The 16,979-nt window shown below is 74.3% G+C and carries 13 protein-coding genes and 2 pseudogenes; 5 read left to right on the top strand and 10 right to left on the bottom strand.

The window, feature by feature from the left end:
- Positions 1-598, bottom strand: a 598-nt coding sequence (locus tag ACWEVO_RS10540; protein WP_452307286.1) for a TetR/AcrR family transcriptional regulator, incomplete at its 3' end; no start/stop codon positions are given.
- A 35-nt stretch (positions 599-633) separates the two neighbouring features.
- Here ACWEVO_RS10540 and ACWEVO_RS10535 point away from each other — a divergent pair.
- Complete coding sequence (locus tag ACWEVO_RS10535) at positions 634-972, top strand: rhodanese-like domain-containing protein (protein WP_452307285.1); 339 nt, start codon at positions 634-636, stop codon at positions 970-972.
- A gap of 96 nt (positions 973-1,068) precedes the next feature.
- On the opposite strand, the gene ACWEVO_RS10530 is transcribed toward ACWEVO_RS10535, so the two are convergent.
- The 5 genes from ACWEVO_RS10530 to ACWEVO_RS10510 form a co-directional block, all read right to left on the bottom strand.
- Positions 1,069-1,989 carry a hydroxymethylglutaryl-CoA lyase gene (locus tag ACWEVO_RS10530; protein WP_452307284.1) on the bottom strand — a complete coding sequence of 307 codons (921 nt, stop codon included), beginning with the start codon at positions 1,987-1,989 and terminating at the stop codon, positions 1,069-1,071.
- Positions 1,990-2,087: 98 nt separating this feature from the next.
- On the bottom strand, positions 2,088-3,425 hold the full coding sequence (locus ACWEVO_RS10525; RefSeq protein ID WP_452307283.1) for an acetyl-CoA carboxylase biotin carboxylase subunit: 1,338 nt from the start codon (positions 3,423-3,425) through the stop codon (positions 2,088-2,090).
- Between the two features lie 98 nt (positions 3,426-3,523).
- Positions 3,524-4,150 (bottom strand): TetR/AcrR family transcriptional regulator, encoded by a 627-nt coding sequence (locus ACWEVO_RS10520; protein ID WP_452307282.1) that lies wholly within the window; start codon positions 4,148-4,150, stop codon positions 3,524-3,526.
- A 317-nt stretch (positions 4,151-4,467) separates the two neighbouring features.
- Positions 4,468-7,350, bottom strand: a complete 2,883-nt coding sequence (locus tag ACWEVO_RS10515) for a hypothetical protein (protein ID WP_452307281.1) — start codon at positions 7,348-7,350, stop codon at positions 4,468-4,470.
- 4 nt (positions 7,351-7,354) lie between these two features.
- A complete protein-coding gene (locus ACWEVO_RS10510) occupies positions 7,355-9,142 on the bottom strand; it encodes an HSP90 family protein (protein ID WP_452307280.1) in 1,788 nt (595 codons plus the stop codon).
- Between the two features lie 246 nt (positions 9,143-9,388).
- Between ACWEVO_RS10510 and ACWEVO_RS10505 the strand changes: the two genes are divergently transcribed.
- On the top strand, positions 9,389-9,799 hold the full coding sequence (locus ACWEVO_RS10505; protein WP_452307279.1) for a DUF7144 family membrane protein: 411 nt from the start codon (positions 9,389-9,391) through the stop codon (positions 9,797-9,799).
- Here ACWEVO_RS10505 and ACWEVO_RS10500 read toward each other — a convergent pair.
- Entirely contained in the window at positions 9,777-11,411 is a 1,635-nt protein-coding gene (locus ACWEVO_RS10500; protein ID WP_452307278.1) for a hypothetical protein, read from the bottom strand. The two genes, ACWEVO_RS10505 and ACWEVO_RS10500, sit on opposite strands and share 23 nt — an antisense overlap.
- Before the next feature lie 69 nt (positions 11,412-11,480).
- Positions 11,481-12,650, bottom strand: coding sequence for an FAD-dependent monooxygenase (locus ACWEVO_RS10495; protein ID WP_452307277.1), 1,170 nt, complete (start codon positions 12,648-12,650; stop codon positions 11,481-11,483).
- Positions 12,651-12,750: 100 nt separating this feature from the next.
- On the opposite strand from ACWEVO_RS10495, the pseudogene ACWEVO_RS10490 reads away from it, so the two are divergent.
- Positions 12,751-13,167: pseudogene (locus tag ACWEVO_RS10490) on the top strand (TetR/AcrR family transcriptional regulator); the annotation flags it as partial.
- Positions 13,168-13,187: 20 nt separating this feature from the next.
- Here ACWEVO_RS10490 and ACWEVO_RS10485 read toward each other — a convergent pair.
- Both ACWEVO_RS10485 and ACWEVO_RS10480 read right to left on the bottom strand, forming a co-directional pair.
- Positions 13,188-13,478, bottom strand: a pseudogene (locus ACWEVO_RS10485) (glycosyltransferase 87 family protein); the annotation flags it as partial.
- A 118-nt stretch (positions 13,479-13,596) separates the two neighbouring features.
- Complete coding sequence (locus tag ACWEVO_RS10480) at positions 13,597-14,298, bottom strand: MBL fold metallo-hydrolase (RefSeq protein ID WP_452307276.1); 702 nt, start codon at positions 14,296-14,298, stop codon at positions 13,597-13,599.
- Between the two features lie 310 nt (positions 14,299-14,608).
- Between ACWEVO_RS10480 and ACWEVO_RS10475 the strand changes: the two genes are divergently transcribed.
- Both ACWEVO_RS10475 and ACWEVO_RS10470 read left to right on the top strand, forming a co-directional pair.
- Positions 14,609-14,878: a hypothetical protein gene (locus ACWEVO_RS10475; protein ID WP_452307275.1), complete on the top strand. Its 270-nt coding sequence runs from the start codon at positions 14,609-14,611 to the stop codon at positions 14,876-14,878.
- Between the two features lie 397 nt (positions 14,879-15,275).
- Positions 15,276-16,979, top strand: a 1,704-nt coding sequence (locus tag ACWEVO_RS10470) for a zinc ribbon domain-containing protein (protein WP_452307274.1), incomplete at its 3' end; no start/stop codon positions are given.

The raw sequence follows: 16,979 nt of genomic DNA, 5'->3' as shown, positions 1-16,979 counted from the left end.
CACCGAGCAGTCTCCGGCCCAAACCCCACTGTGCCGGTCGGCGCTCACCCGCACACCGCCCGTACCGGGCCGGTGAGACGGCGGGGTCCGCGCGCCCGGCCAGCAGCAGCGCGACGTGCCGGTGCCAGAACCGGTAGGCGCCGATCCGGTACCGCGCGCCCGGCGCGGCGGTCTCCGACAGCCGGACCAGGTCGAGGTGGGCGAGCAGGTAGTCGAGGTAGGCGGAGACGAAGGCCCGGAGCCGGTCACGCGCGAGCGGCGGCGCGCCGGCCGGGCCGGGCCCGAGCGGGGGCGGACCGAAGAGGATCGCCTCCTGGAGCGCCCGCTCCTGCTGATCGAGGAGGGCCACGGCGAGGCCGGCCTTGTCCCCGAACCGCCGGAACAGCGTTCCCTTGCCGACTCCGGCGGCGGCGGCCACGGCGTCCATCGAGACCGCCTCCACTCCCCGCTCCCGGAACAGGACCGCCGCCGCGTCCAGCACCGCCGCCCGGTTGCGTGCCGCATCGGCCCGCTCCCGGGGCGGTGAGCTACGCAACTCCAGCAGTTCCGGCGACGGGGTGGCAGAACCGGACTGCGGTCCGCTAACGTCCTGAGGCATAACCGGACTGTAGTCCACTTCTCTGGGAGGTTGCCATGACCGCTCTCATCACCCGGGACGAGTTGCGTGCGGCGATCGACGCCGGCACGGTGACCGTCGTCGACGCGCTCGGCGGCGAGTACTACGCCCGCCAGCACCTGCCCGGCGCGATCCCGCTGGTCGAGGCCGAGGTGGCCGAGCGGGCCGGCGAGCTGCTGCCGGACCGGAACGCCGCCATCGTCACGTACTGCTCCAACCCCGCCTGCCCGAACAGCGGCCGGGTCGCCGACCGGCTCACCGCCCTCGGCTACACCAACGTCCGCAAGTACGCCGCAGGCATCGAGGACTGGGTCGCCGCCGCCCTCCCCACCGAGACCGGCGCCCTGACCCGCTGACCCGCTGACCCGCTGACCCGCGTCTGCGTTGTTGATCAAGGAGTTCGCGTCTCTCCGAACCCGGATCCAGACGCAAACTCCTTGATCAACGCAGCGCTAGGCGGGGAGCGGCGTGAGGCGGGTGCGGGGGCCGGCGCGGAGGACGCCGCTGGGGAGCTTCTTGCCGATCAGGTCCTCGGCCAGCTCGGCGGCCGCGATCAGCGCGTCCAGGTCGATGCCGGTGTCGATGCCCATGTCGTGCAGCATGTGCACCGCCTCCTCGGTGGCCAGGTTGCCGCTCGCCCCCGGGGCGTACGGGCAGCCGCCGAGGCCGCCGACGCTGGCGTCGAACTCGGTGATCCCCAGCTCCATGGCGGTCAGCATGTTGGCCAGGGCGGTGCCCCGGGTGTTGTGGAAGTGCAGCAGCACCGGGATGTGGGCGTTCCGGTCCCGCACGGCGGTGACCAGCTCGCGGACCCGGCGGGGCGTACCCATGCCGGTGGTGTCGCCGAAGGCGACCCGGTCGGCGCCGTCCCGGACCACCCGGTCGACGATGTCCGCCACCCGCCGCGGGTCGACGTCCCCCTCGTACGGGCAGCCGAAGCTGGTCGCCACGATGACCTCCGCCCGGGCGCCCGCGCCGTGCAGCAGGTCGATCAGCTCGGCGATGTCGTCCAGCGACTCCTCGGTCGAGCGGTTCACATTGCGCCGGTTGTGCGTGTCGCTGGCCGAGACCACCACCTCGATCTCGGTGAAGCCGGCGGCGAGGGCCCGTTGCGCGCCCCGGGTGTTCGGCACCAGGGCCGAGTAGCGCACCCCGTCGACCTTCGCGGCCCGCTGCCACACCTCGTCGGCGTCCGCCATCTGCGGGATCGCCTTCGGATGCACGAAGGAGACCGCCTCGATCCGCTGGACGCCGGTACGCGACAGCGCGTCGAGCAGCCGCACCTTGGCCTCGGTCGGGATCGGCTCCTCGTTCTGGAGCCCGTCCCGCGGCCCGACCTCACGGATGGAGACGAAAGCCGGCAGTTCCGCCATAAGGGGTCACCTCACTGTGACGGTGTTACGTGATGGGTGCTTTCCAGCATGGCACCCGGGAGGCGTGCGCCGCCGACGCACACCTCCCGGACCACGGGTCAGCGCATCCGGGAGACGATGCCGGTGTCGTAGTCGCCGGAGAGGAACTCGGGGTTCTCCAGCAGCTCGGCGAAGAACGGCAGGTTGTTCTTCGGGCCGGCGATCTCGAACTGGGCCACCGCCGCCCGCGCCCGCTCCACCGCCTCCTCGCGGGTGGCCCCGCTGACGATGAGCTTGGCCATCAGGCTGTCGTAGAACGGGGTGACCGTGTTGCCCGCGACGTAGCCGGAGTCGACCCGTACGCCCTGGCCGGCGGGCTCGTTCCAGGTGGTGATCGCACCCGGGCCGGGCAGGAAGCGCTTCGGGTCCTCGGCGTTGATCCGCAGCTCGATGGCGTGCCCGCGCGGGGTGAGCGCGTCCGGGTCGAAGGTCGGGGCCAAGCCGGCGGCCACCCGCAACTGCTCCTCGACCAGGTCGACGCCGTAGACGTACTCGGTCACCGGGTGCTCGACCTGGAGCCGGGTGTTCATCTCCAGGAAGAAGAACTCCTGCGTGGATGGATCGAGCAGGCACTCCACGGTGCCCGCGTTGCGGTAGCCGACCGCCTCGCCGGCCCGGACCGCGGCGGCGAGGAACCGCTCCCGCAGCTCGGGGGAGACGGCCGGGGACGGCGACTCCTCCACCAGCTTCTGGTTGCGCCGCTGCACCGAGCACTCGCGCTCGCCGAGGGCCACCACCCGGCCGTCGGCCAGGCCGAGGATCTGCACCTCGACGTGGCGTACCCGGGGGAAGTAGCGCTCGAGCAGCACCGAGCCGTCGCCGAACATCCGCTCGGCGAACGAGCGGACCTTGTCGTACTCGGTGCGCAGCGCCGCCTCGTCGGTGGCCACGCCCATGCCCATGCCGCCGCCGCCCGCCGCGGCCTTGACCATGACCGGGTAGCCGATCTCGGCCGCGGCGGCCACCGCTGCGGCCAGGTCCGCGGCCGGCTCGGTGGTGCCGGGCGCGACCGGCACCCCGGCGGCCGACATCAGGTTCCGCGCGTTGATCTTGTCGCCCATCGCGCTGATCGCGTCCGCACCGGGCCCGACCCAGATCAGGCCGCTGGCCTCGACGGTACGGGCGAAGTCGGCGTTCTCCGACAGGAAGCCGTAGCCGGGGTGGATGGCCTGGGTGCCGGTGCTCTTGGCGGCGGCGAGGATCGCCTCCACGTTCCGGTAGCTCTGCGCCGGGTTCGCCGGGCCGACGCAGACCGCCTGGTCGGACTCGGTCACGAACGGCAGGCCGGCGTCGGCCTCCGAGTGCACCGCGATCGCCCGGATGCCGAGCCTCTTCGCGGTACGGATGATCCGGCGCGCGATCTCGCCCCGGTTGGCGACCAACAGCGATTCGAACAAGGAAGGGTCCCTTCTTAACGCTTCTTGCATAGCAGGGGCCCCTTCTTAACACGCCGACGGCACGCGCGCTTAACGGGCGTTAAGGCGCGCGCGGCGTGTCAGCTCGGGTCGGTGGGAGCGAGCAGGGCGGCGAGCGTGGCGCCGCGCAGCAGCTCGGCCCGGCGTTGGCGGTCCACCTCGCCGCCGAGGAACGGGGTGGAGTTCATCAGGCCGAAGGCCGCGTGGGCGAGCACCCGCGCCTCGCCGTCGGGCAGTCCCGGGTGCAGCGCGGTCAGCACCGTCACCCACTCCTCGACGTACAGCCGCTGGAGCCGGCGGATCCGGCGGCGCGGCTCGTCGGGGAGACGGTCCAGCTCGTGCAGGTGCAGCGCGATCACCGCCGGGTTGGCCAGCGCGAAGTCGACGTGGAAGTCGATCAGCGACTCCAGCGTGCCGCGCGGGTCGTCGGGTTGGTGGGCGGCGCGTTCCCGGCCACCGGCGAGCAGCCCCTCGCTGACCGGGATCAGCGCGGCGACCAGCATCGCCTCCTTGCCGGCGAAGTGGTGGTAGAGCGCCGGACCGGTCACGCCGGCGGCCGCGCCGATGTCGTCCATCGACACGCCGTGGTAGCCGCGGGCGGCGAAGAGTCCGACCGCGATCTCCAGGATCTCGTCCTTCCGGGACCGGCGTCGGCCCGCACCCGTCGCGCCGTGCGCCGCGCCCCGCGCCTGCTGTTCCACCGCCACCGGGCCAGCCTAGACCTCACCCGCGACGCGGTGGAGTCTCGGTTACCCGTCAGTCGCCTCACACTCCCGGCCGCGCCGCCGCGTCCTCTACTCGACGCGCCTCGCCGCATGCCGCGGCCGCCTCCCGCCCCGAAGGCTCTGGAGATGCCGCATGTCGCGGCTTCCGCCCGACCGGACGGCCCGGGATGCCGCATGCCGCGACCCCAACCCGACCAGCGGGCCACCCGGCGGTGCGGGATGCCGCAGACCGGGGCATCCCGCACCAGGGACACCCCCGGTCTGCCGCATACCGAGCCGCCTTCGTCGGGCGGCGACGGTCAGTCCTCCTCGATGCCGTGCTCGGCGCGGATCTTCGCCGCCTCGGCCGGCCGGCCCTGGTCGTCGAGGGCGCGGGCCAGCAGCCAGGCGGCCTGGGTGGCCGGGCGGGAGCCGCTCGGCAGCCCGCCGAGCACCGGGCGCAGCAGCCGCTCGGCGTCCTCGGGCCGGCCGTCCCGCAGCAGCAGCTCGCCGGTCAGCACCTCGACCTGCGCCGCCTCGCCGAACGCCTCGATCGACCGGAGGCGCTCGGGCACGCCCGCCACCCGGTCCAGCGCGGCCGTCAGCCGGTCCTCGGCGATCAGCACCCGGGCCACCGCGTCGGCGGCCATCGCCCGCTCGTACGTCACCACGGGCGGCTCGTCGGGCAGGCCGGCGAGCGCCGCCGCCGCCTCGTCCACCCGCTCGATCGCGGCCACCGCTGCCGGCAGGTCACCCGACCAGTGCAGGGCGAGCAGCTCCCGCCGCCGGGCCCGCAGCTCGTCCACCGGGTGCCCGGCCAGCCGCCAGGCGGACGCGGCCGCCGCGAACTTCTGGGCGGCCACGGCGTCCCGGTCGGCGTCGTAGAGGATGCCGCCGGCCTCCTCCAGCACCTGTGCCCGGTGCGGCAGATTGTCCGGCCCGTCCAGGTTCTCCGCGAGCTGGTCGAGCAGCGCCAGCGCCGGGTCGATCTCGCCGAGGCCCTGGTAGATGCCGGCGAGCAGGTGGCGGCACCGGTCGGCCTCGGCCTGCGCGCCGGCCCGGTCCAGCCCGAGCACCGCCTCCTCGGCCACCTCGGCGGCCTCGCCGAGCCGGCCGGCCACCCGGTAGGCGTTGGCCAGCTCCCAGCGGAGCAGCGCGTCCCCCGGCGCACCCTGCTCCACGCAGAGGGTGACCGCCTCGGCGAGATCCTCCACCGCCTCGCCGGCCCGGTCGGCGGCGAGCAGTGCCCGCCCCCGCGTGACACGTAGCGGCAGCCGGGCACCGGGCGGGGCGTACGCCAGCGCCTCGTCGCACGCGGCCACGGCCTCGGCCGGGTCGTCGACCGAGCGGGCGTACGCCAGGCAGGCGGCGGTCAGCATCTCGCTCTCGCCCAGCGCCCCGGCGAGCCGGCGAGCCTGTGCCGCCGCCTCCCGGAACTCCTCGGGCCGCGCCAACTGCTCCAGCACGTGCGTACGGTGCAGCGCCACCCGGCCGGCCAGCCAGGGGTCGGCGTCGACGTCGACGGTGGCCCGGTCGAGCGCGTCCAGCGCCTCCGCCCACCGCTCCCGGTGCACGTGGGCCAGCGCCAGCCGGTCCCAGGCCGCCGCCCGCTCGCGCCGCTCACCGTGGGCGGCGAGGTGTTCGGCCGACTCCCGGGCCAGGGCCAGCCCTTCCTCGCTGCCCTCCTCGGTCATGCACAGCAGGGCGCCCAGCCGGCCGGCCACCACCTGCGCCCGGAGCGGGTCCGGCACCTCCCGCCACGCGGCCAGGGCGGCCCGGTTGGCCTCGATCGCCACGGCCACCTCGTCGCCGTCCTGCTCGGCCAGCTCACCGGCGCGCAACTCCAGACGCCAGGCTCGGGTGGCCGCCGGCAGTTCGGCGTCGCCGTACCGCTCGTCGTACGCGCGCAGCGCGGCGACCAGCCCGTCCCGCCGGTGGGTACGCCAGCACTGGTCGGCCAGGGCCAGCAGCTCGTCGGGGCTCGCCTGGGCCGGCACGGTGACCGGTGCCGTGGGTGTCGTCCCGCCGCCCGGGGTGGCCGTCGACCGGTCACCGCCCGCCGTCGACCCGCCGCTGCGGGGGGCGGGCACCGGCCGCCGGCGCAGGCTGGCGGAGAGTGGCAGGTGCTCGCCGACCGGCCCCGCCGCCAGCCGCCGGGCGATCAGCCCGGACTGGTGGCTGGTGCCGTTGCGCGCGTCGAAGCGCTCGGCCAGCGCGGTCGCCGTGCCGGCCAACTCGTCCGCCAGCGCGCCCGCCGACAGGTCGGCGGCCGGCCGGTCACCGGACGCCCGGCGGTGCACGGTCAGCTCGGCCGGCACCTGGCGCAGCGCGGCCGAGGCCGCGGCCGCGAAGTGCATGGCGGCGGCCGGGGTGGGCGCCCGGTCCAGCCAGTCGAGGTGCCGTTCGACCAGCTCCAAGGCGCGCGCCTCGTTGCCGGTCACGGTGCAGAACTCGATGTGGTCGGAGATCTCCCACAGGTCCGCCAGGCGCCCGCGCAGCCGGCGGTACGCCTCCCGGTGCGCGTTCCGCGCCGCGTCCGCCCGGCCGGTCTCCCGGTAGGGCGTGAGCAGCGCGGTGAGGATCGCCTGCGGCTGCTCGGTGCAGCTCAGTCGGCCGGCGAGCACCGGCTCGGCGAGCGCCACCGCCTCGTCGTGGCGGCCGGTCCGGGCCAGGTGCTCGACCTGCGTGGTCGGGTCGCAGCCGGCGCAGTCGGAGAGCGCGTCCCGGGGCGTGGTCATCCAGCGGCGGTACCACTCCGCCGTCTCCTCCTCGGCGCCCAGGTGCGCGGCGACCAGGTAGCGGTGCTTGTGCACCGCCTGGAGGGTGTGCCCCGACTCCCGGTAGCGCCGTTCCATGTCGTCGAGCACCGCGTACGTCCGGTCGAGCGGCAGCTCGGGGAACTTCAGCATGGCGGTGACCATGTACTTGAAGAACCAGAGCAGCTGGTGGGTGTAGCGCTGGTGGTAGGGCTGCGGGTCGCGGTCGTATTCGGCGAGGCACCAGGAGAAGGTGACGAAGGACTTGGCCGGCTCGCCGCCGTAGACGTACGCGGTGGTGCCGGTGATCCGGGCGGCGAACGCGAGGTGCCGGTCGTCGCTCACGTCGGCGCGGCGCAGCAGCTGCTCCAGCGCGGCGATCTGCCCCGGGCCGTACGGCATGTTGTCGATCTCGTAGAGCATCCGCCAGAGGTCGTCGTCGCTCATGGCCTCACTCCCGTCCGGGTACGGCCCGGCCCAGCAGGCCGAGGAAGGAACTGTTCAGCAGGGCGGCGTCCGCCGCCCGGATCGGATGGTGCCCGAGCAGCAGGGCCTGCCCGTAGAGCGCCTCGACGGCCAGCCCGACCAGCTCCGGGTCGGTCAGCGTGGTGACCCGGCGGACCAGCGGGTTGCGGTGGTTGAGCACCAGCTGCGGCCGGTCCGGCGGCGCGGAGGCGGCCAGCGCGTCGAGCACCCCGCCCCACAGCTCGTCGGCCTTGTCGCGGCTGGCGGCGAGCTGGTCGTGGAACGCGGCCGAGCGGGAGACCAGGTAGAGCGCCGGCAGCGAGACCGGGTCGTACGCCCGGACCACCACCTCGCAGCCGAGCCGTTCCAGGGCTCGCTGCGCCCCGGCGAGGAACGGCCGCAGGGCCAGCTCGGTCTGCGGGTCGAGGATGTCGAAGCGGGTGGTCAGGTCGCTCGGCTCCAGCCGCTCGATCAGCACCGACCGGTCGACCGTGGGCAGCCGCTCGATCAGCTCGGTGTCGTACGTGTAGCCGCCGTTGACCACGGCCAGGTCCTGCGCGGCCGCGACGGCGGCGAGCTGGCGGAACTCGTCGAGGCTGGCGGCGTAGCGGAGCACGCCGTGCCGCTGGCGGAACTCGGCGAGGGTGAGAGTGCCGACGTTGGTGTCCATCGGCCACCACTGGTCGACGAGGCGGAGCATCTCGTCGTCGTGCAGGGCGAGCGCCTTGACCCCGAGGTGGTGCACCTGGAGGAACTCGGCGAGCCGGCGCGGGTCGTGCTTGGCCAGCCGGACCAGCCAGCCGCGGATCTGGTCACCGAGCGCCTCCCGGGTGGCGGTGAGCAGGGCGTCCTCGTAGAGCGCCTCGCGGCTGGCGGTGGGCCGCAGCTCGCTGGCGTCGACCACGCAGTGGGCGAAGAACGCCCAGTCGGGCAGCAGCCCGTCGGCGTGCTCGGTGAGCAGCATCCGCTTGAGATGGACGCGGTGCCCGGCCCGGGCGGCCGGGTTCACCGGGGTGGGCAGGATGAAGGCCACGCCGGTGAGGCCCGCCTCGGGCACCGACAGCGGCACCACGTCGAACGGGATGAAGCCGAGCGCCTCCTGCGCGTACCGCTGGAGGGCCGCGCGGTCGACCGGCGCGCCCGGGGTGGTCGGCCACGGCGGCGGGCCGGTGGTGGTGGGGGTGTCGCCGACCTGGACGTCCACCGGCAGCAGGCTGCCGTAGAGGCGGGCCAGCTCGGTCACGGTCGGCACGCCGAACCACTGGTCGGCGTCGCGCCGGGGCACCAGCGTCACCGTGGTGCCGGGCTCGTCGCGGGCCTGCTCGGGTGCGGCCACCTGGACCGCATACCGGCCGTCGGCCCAGCCCGTCCAGAGCACGGTGGGCTGGTCGGCGTGCCGGGTGACCACCCGGATCTCGTCGGCGACCAGGAAGCAGGAGAGCAGGCCGATGCCGAACTGGCCGAGGAACTCGTGCCGGGAGAAGCCCAGCTCGTCGCGCTTGGAGCTGCGGCCGATGGTGGCCAGCAGCTCGTGCACCTGGGCCTCGGTGAGACCGATGCCGGTGTCGCGTACGCGCAGCGTGCCGTCCCCGGTCAGCTCCGGCGGCTCGATCCGGACCCGGGCCGGGGCGTCCGGCTCGGCGGACCGGCGCGCGGTGATCGCGTCGACGGCGTTCTGGAGCAGCTCCCGGACGTAGACCCGCGGGCTGCCGTAGAGGTGATGACTGAGCAGGTCGACGATGCCCCGGAGGTCGACCTGGAAGGTGCGGTCCACTCGTGCTCCCCGTTCGGATTCCGGCGCTCACCGTACCGGCCGCCACCGACGGTGTCCGTCCCCTTTTCCGCCCGCTTGACCCTCGACCCGGTTCGGGCCGCAGGGTCGGTCGGCATGAACCCTCCCGGCGGCCGGGTCATCGTCGGCGGCTGCCGGACGCTGCGCGGGGTGGGTTCCGTCGTCGAGCGCCGGACGGAGCCGGTCCCCGTCCCTAGGCTGGGACGGGCGGAGGGAGAGGAGGGTGGGGTGACGCGGCACGACGACGCCGGTACGCGGCGCCGGCAGCGGCAGCTGGCCGGTGTGCTGCTGGTCGGGGCAGGGCTCTTCGACGCCGTCTCCGGAGTCGGTGACGTGGGCGACGACCCGTACGTGGTGGTCACCCGCGAGGGGATCTTCCATCTCGACGTGACCGGCTGGATGTGGGCCCACCTGGTCACCGCGGTGCTGATGGGGGCGGCCGGGCTGCTGCTCCTCGCCCGTTGGCGATGGTCGCTCCGGCTGGCGGCGGCGGCCGCGATCGTCGGCATCGGCTTGCACCTGATCGTGCTCCCGTACCAGCCGCTGTGGGCGCTGATCGTGATCGGGCTGGCGGTGGCGGCGCTGCGGCTGCTGTGGCGGGGCCGGGTCGGCGAGGTCAGCGACAGACCTTCCCGGTGAAGGCCGGATCGTTCGTCCCCTTGCTCCGCCAGACCGGGTTGAGGCTCAGTGGCAGCGGCGGCGCCTGCCAGGCGGCGGACATCTCCTGGAGCAGGGTGTACCCGCTCTGCGGCTGGCTCACCGGCTGCCCGGCCAGGAAGTTCACCAGCCGGGCCTCGACCACCGGCTGGGCGAGCAGGCCGCCGTGCACCGCCGGCATCTGGAAGACCGGCACGGCGGTGAATTCGCCCGGTGGCGCCTCGGTGGCGGTGGTGGTCGGCAGGAACGCCACGATCCGCACGCCGGGGACCGGGCACATCAGGTTGTTGCGGTAGAAGGGCGCGCCGTCCAGCAGCGACCGGATGAACGGCTCGTCCGGCCCGCTGCCGCTGTGCGCGAGGAGGTCGGCGACCCCGAACAGGACGCGCAACTGCCATCCGACGGCGATCCCCCAGCCCTGCGACGCGTCCTCCGGTGGGTAGTAGGAGCGGCCGGCGTTGATCAGCGGGCTGAACATGGCCAGGGTGTCCACCGCCGGGTGCGGTCGCTCGGCCAGGTAGGTCCGGGCCACCATCGCCCCCTCGCTCTGTGCGACGAGCGCCACCGGCCGTCCGGTACGCCGGTGCAGCAGCTGCACCTGGGTGTCCAGCAGCGCCACGCTGGAGGCGATCGAGCGGTAGGTGTCCCGGGCCGCGTAGGGGAGCGGGCGGCCCTGCCCGTCCAGTCCCTGGTAGGAGAACCACTGCACGTTCGGGTCGGCGGTCGGCTCACCGCCGTACGCGCTGCCGTGCCCGCCGAGGAAGATCACCGCGTGCCGGACGTCGCTGGGCAGCGGGCGGTCGAGCAGGGGAATCATCGGCGCCTGCTTGGAGGTGCCGGGCAGCGCGGCGAAGAACGGCTGCACCACCATCGGCATCACGAACGCGAGCAGGATGGCCAGCGGTGCGACCGGCACCCGGGCCCACCGGACCGGCCGGCGCGGCAGCAGCGAGGCGGCCACGGTGCGCTGCCAGAGCAGCCCGTTGACCGCCCCCGCGACGGCCGCCACCGGGACGGTCCACCAGGCCGGCACGGTCCAGACCAGCGCGCCGCCGACGGTGAGCACCACGAAGTTCAGCAGCGACCAGCCGACCAGCTCGATCGAGGGCAGCCCGCGCCACCAGGTCTCCTCGACGGCGGCCCGTTGCAGGAGCGGCGCCAGCAGGAACAACGGCAGTAACGAGGCGAGCAGCAGCCAGGAGAGGGCCACCACGGAGGCGGCCAGGGAGAGCGCGGCCCACGGCGACACCACCACGCTGAGCACCGAGGTCAGCACCAGGTTCCGTACGAAGAGCCGGCGGATTCTGGGTCGGGGCACGTGCCGGGGCCAGGCCAGGGTGACCAGTCCGGTGGTGAGCAGCGCCCGGAACGCGACCACCACCGCCAGACCGAGGACGAAGGTCGGCCACGAGTCGTGGTAGACCAGCAGCCAGCGCAGGTCGTGGTAGGTGTCGTACGGCCAGACGGCGCTCACCTGCGGGGCCAGGCCCTCCGCCGCGCGGAAGCCGAAGCCGACCAGGATCGCGCCCTCGACGGCCGGGGGCAGGGCGGCCAGCACGAGCAGCGCGACGAAGCGGCTGTCCAGGCGGCCCACGCCCCCTCCCTCGGTTGCTCCGACGACTGCTCATCCGCAGCCTGCCCGGATCGGCCACGGCCCGGCGGGTCAACGCCGGATCATTGCCCGGTCGGGCTCGAAGCCGGCCAGCCGAACGGCGATCCGCTGCCGCGCCGAGGGCAGCCGGGAGGCGGCCCGGAACAGCAGGTTCCGCAGCGGCCGGCCGGCGGGCGGCAGCGTGGCGAGCCGGGTTAGCCGGTCGGCGAAGGCGACCACCTCCGCGGCGCGGGGTCGCCGCGCAGCCGCGTACCCGTCGAGAAGCGTCTCGGGGCGGCCGGCGAGCACCCCGGCGAGGGCCTCGCCGAGGGCGACCGCGTCGCGGAGCCCGAGGTTCATCCCCTGCCCGCCCGCGGGGCTGTGCACGTGCCCGGCGTCCCCGGCGAGCAGCACCGGCCCGGCGCGGAACGACCCGGCGATCCGGTGGTGGATCCGGAACCGGGAGGCCCAGAGCAGCTCGGTGATCCGGTCCGGTCGCCGAGCCGGCCCGCGCTCGTCGAGCAGTGCCTGGAACCGGGCGGCGTCCGGCTCGCGCGGCGCGTCGGCCACCGCGGCCACCAGCCGGACCGAGCCATCCGGCAGCGGCGCCCAGACCAGCGGACCGCGCCGGTCGAGGAAGAGGCTGACCTCGTCGCGGGGCAGCGTGCTCGTCACTCGGACGTCGGCGAGCAGGAAGGATTCGCCCGGGTCCTCGGTGGGTCCGCCGAAGTCGATGCCGGCCAGCTCACGGACCACGCTGTGCATGCCGTCGGCGCCGATCACCCAGCGGGCCCGGACCGTCTCGCCGCCGGCGAACCGGGCGGTGGCGCCGCCGCCGTCGCGGTCGAGCCCGACCAGCTCGTACGGCCGGAGCACCTGCCCGCCGAGCGCGGCCAGCCGGTCGGCGAGCACCGCCTCGGTCTCCGCCTGGGACACCATCAGGGCGTACGGGTAGCGGGACGGCAGCCGGTCGAAGGGCACGGTGAGCAGCACCCGGTCGCGGTCGCGGACGGTGAACCGGGGCGAGGGCAGGCCACGGGCGGCGAGCGGGGCGGCGACTCCGATCTGGTCCAGCACCTCCAGGGTGCCGGCGTGCACCACGGCGGCCCGGGAGGTGACCGGCGGCGCGGCGAGCCGGTCGACGACGGTGGCTCGCACCCCGTGGCCGGCCAGGGTGACGGCCGCGGCCAGCCCGGTCGGGCCGGCTCCCACCACGAGGACGTCGGTGCGCTCGGGCAACATGGTCCACCTCCGATGCCAACAACTGTTTGCCAACACTTGTTGACAACGTTAGGCGCGGGCGGGCTTCGATGTCAACGCTTGTTGGCATACAGTCGTGGACATGACCGACACGGCACCCGGCACCCGCCGCTCGCACGCCACCCGGGCCGCCATCCTGCGCGCCGCCCGGGAACGCTTCGCCGCCGAGGGGTACGACCGCGCCACCATCCGGGCCATCGCCGCCGACGCCCGGATCGACCCGTCGATGGTGATGCGCTACTACGGCAGCAAGGAGGGGCTCTTCGCGGCGGCGGCGGAGTTCGACCTGCGCCTGCCCGATCTGGGCGACGTGCCGTCCGAGCGGCTCGGCGAGGCGCTCGTCCGGCACTTCCTCGACCGGTGGGAGGGCGACGAGACCCTGGCCGCGCTGGTGCGTACGGCCAGCACCAACCCCGGCGCCGCCGAGCGGATGCGGACCGTCTTCGCCGACCAGCTCGCCGCCGCGGTGACCCGGCTCGGTGGCGACCCCGCCGCGTCCGACCGGCCGGCGGCGAACGCCGCGCCGACCGGTACGGCGAGGGCGACCACCGCCGCGACCGTCAGCACCAGCCAGACCGCCCCCAGCAGGGACTCCGGCAGCGCGGTCACCGGCCAGAGCACCAGCGCCGCGAACGGCGGATAGGTGAACGGGCCGCCGTTCTCCGCGACGTACCCGTACAGCGGGCGCCCGGCCCGCAGGTCGGCCAGGGCGCCGCGATAGATGTGCAGGTCGGACAGGTGGTCCGGGCGGCGCAGCACCAGCCCTGCGGAGACGGTGGCAGCCAGCGCGAACGCGACCCACAGCAGCATCACCCGGCGGTCCCGCATCGACCGAGGATAGGCCGACCGGTCCGGGTACGGGGGGCGCTGTCGCCCGGCCACCGCTCCGCTCCGGACCGCGGGCGGTCGGCGGGACCGGGCGGGCCGGTCAGCCGGCGAGTGCCGCCCGGGCCTCGGCCAGCCGTACCGGCTCGTCGTGGGCCGAGACGTACCACTCGACGTCGTCGGTGAGCAGGCCCCGCGCCATCGCCAGGTCGGGCCCGTCCTCGGGCGTCCGTAGGTGCGCCGGCGGCGGGTACCAGCAGTCGCCGAGCAGCAGCACCCCCGAGTCCGGCACCAGCACCACCGACGAGTCGGGGGCGTGCCGGCCGCCGACGTGCCGGACGACCACCCCGGTGGGCAGGGTCAGCTCGTCGGCGAAGGTCCGCGTCGGCGGCAGCACCGCGAAGCCGTCCCAGGAGTCCACGGCGAGGGCCCGGGCCCGGTAGCTGTGCCCCAGCAGGGGATTGGCGGCGACCTCCGCGCGGAGGTGGCGGTGGCTCCACGGCCGGGCGGCGTCGGCGCGCAACGGCGCGACCCCGGCCTCGTGCCCGACGATCTCGACGTCCGGCCAGGCGCACGCGCCCCACACGTGGTCCCAGTGGTGGTGCGTGTAGACCAGCCAGCGCGGCTCGGGCAGCCCGGCGGCACGCAGGCCGGCCTGGATCTCGCGGGCGTGCGCCGGGCTCTGTCCCGCGTCGACGAGCACACTGCCGCGCTCGTCGGCGACCACCGCCACGGCCGGCCGGACCGCGAACGGGTCGGGATCGCCGGGGAACAACCAGACCCGGCCGGCCAACTGCACGGGCATGACGGTGTCGATGGCCAGTCCCCTTCCCCGATGGCGGCACGCGGTCCACTCGCGACGCCGAGGATATCGCTGGCCGTAGGGTGCGGCCGGCCCGGTTCCGTAGTCCGGACCGGCCGCCCCGGAAGCGGGTGGGCGGCCGTACATCCGCCCACCCGCGGTCGCCCGCCGGTCAGGTGCGGACGTTGGGCAGGTTCACCCCGCAGGTGCGTTCGATGAACTCGCCCGCCCGTCGCCCGCTCGCCTGGACCGCCTCGGGCGAGTCCCGCGTCGCCGCCGCCGGCCCGTGGGTGTGCGCTTCGGTGCCCGGCGCGTGCCCGTGCTCCTCGTCGGTTCGTCGACCATCGAGCCGGCCAGCCGGCGCAGGTCGGCGACCAGGTCGGCCGGTGCCGAGCGGATCATCGACTGGAGCGCCGCCTCCCGCTCGTCGCCCGTCACCCGGGCCTGGTTGGTCAGGGTGAAGCTCTCCGCCTCCGCGCAGAACCGGTCCCGCCCCGACCAGTCCGCTGGCAGGTCCGGCCGGGACAGCCACCAGCCGCCGAGGGCCACCGCGACCAGCCCCGTGACGACCGCGCCCGACTAGCAGCCGACGGTCAGGCATTGTTGTTGATCGAATCGATGTCGTGAGTGTCCAGGTACTTCGGCCAGATGTCGTCGCGCATGCACGAGTTGTCGTTGCTGTCGGTGCTGTGGAACCGGTGCCCCAGCGACCCGGTGTGCCCGAACTCGTGGCAGCCGAGGCTCGGGGACTTGGTTAAGGATCGTCAGTGATCGTGGTGCGGTCGTGGGTGTCGGTGTCTTCTGGTTTGATGCGGGCGGTGGGGGGTCTGCGCCGGCGGCGAGTGCTGTCGTGTGGCGGTCGTGTGCGTGGTGGCCGGGTCTGGGTGTGGTGAGGTTGGTGGCGGGTGAGTCGGGCGGTGTCGCTGGCTGAGGGCGAGGCCTCCCGCACCGCGTGTGTTCGCGCTCTTGTGCGCGCAGGCGTGGATGAGAAGACCGGCGAGGTCCTGTCCCAGGCCGTGCTGGCCGAGCGTGTCGGCTGGTGCGCCGATCTGGTGGCGGGCATGGTCTCCGGGCTGTTGGCGCAGCGGTGGAACGCCCTCGATGTGCAGGTGCTGGCCTCCGGCGTGGACGCGGGTGGGCGGAGGTTGCCGTCGAACGCGTGGATGGCGTTGCGGCGCCTGGGTTGGACCGTCACCGTCCCCGACGGGGTGAGGGTCAATGACCGGATCGTGCGGATGGCCCAAGAACAGGCCGGGCGTGCGCTGCGGTCGGTGAACTGGCGTGCCGATCTGACCGCCGCGGTCCTCGCATCCTGGCCGGCCGATCCGCGCAAGCGCACCGGGCAGGAGTGGGATCAGGTGCGGGAGGCGATCCCTGGCGGGAAGTATCTGCCGGCCAACGTCATCAAGGGCCGCACCCGGCAGGTGGCCAGGTTCCTAAACGCCAACGGCCGCCTCCCGGTGGACGTGTTCGAACTGGAAGGCGCGCCGCGAGTCCCGCGGATGCTGCTGCTTGCGGCGTGTGACCGGCAGCAGGCCACGATCGAACGCAGCGACACCGACCCGGGCAGGGTCCTGCTGCGCCTGCAGTTGCCCACCCGGCCGGATCCGCGCACGTACCGGGACTGGACGTGGGTGGCCTGCCCGATCACCCTGCCGCCCACCGTGCCCGCGGACGCGGTACTGCACCTGCCCACCCTGCGGGTCACCGGCCGGCAGGTGCGCGCCGAAGTCGCGTTCACGCATGCGGTGCTGAAAGCCCGGCGCACCGGCCACTCGGTGGCGCTCGGGGTGGACTGGGGTCTGAACACGCTGCTGAGCGCGGGGGCCCTGCGACAGCGAGCCGACGGCCGGATCACCGCGTTGGGGGCTGGGGGTCAGTTCCGGGCCGCCGGAGTCCTGGCCAAGCAGCACCGCCTGCGCCGCCTGTCCGAGCGGCTGCACGCGAAGGCCGACCACTATCAGCGGCTCATCGGCGTCGACCCGCAGCACCACCTGCTCGGCAAGCTTGCCGTGCTGCGCAACGAGATCCGGCACGTCTCCGAACGCCGCCAGAACCTGAACGCCGCGCTCGCCTGGGCCGCCGCCCGCTGGACGGTCGACCAGGCGATCGCCGCCGCCGCGACCGTGGTCTACGTCGAAGACCTGCGGTCGATGGAAGCCAAGGGCATGGGCGCCACCCTGAATACGCGGCTGTCCCAGCAGGTGCGCGGGAAGATCGTCGAGCGGATGCGGCACCTCGCCGCCGAGCACGGTATCGCCGTCGTCGACGTCCCGGCCCGCAACACCTCCAAACACTGCCCGCAATGCCTGACCCCGCTACGGCACCGCAAAGCCCCCGACCAGCCCACCACCCCGGGCTGGAAATGGGCCATCTGCCCCCACCAGTCCTGCGGCTGGCAGGGCGACCGCGACCACGGCGCCTGGCAGCGCGTCGCCGCCCGCGGCCTCACCCACCAGAACAACACCGCCACCGACAAGTCCAACGGGCAGATGATCATCCGCGCCGTGGTCGACAAGCTCGAAGCCTGCGCGGTCATCACCAGCACCAGCCGGACGGATCGGTCGAAGACTGGCCCCACCCGGCACAAGCCACCACGCCCCGCGCCCAGGCGACGCAGGGCACCCTCCCCCACCCGGCCCCAGGGCCGGGCGGGCAAGCGTCCGGAGGGACACGCACCAACG

It is taken from the genome of Micromonospora sp. NPDC003776 (genome assembly GCF_053605645.1).
Note: the sequence above shows the minus strand (reverse complement) of the source record. Positions and strands in the feature narration are given on the sequence as shown.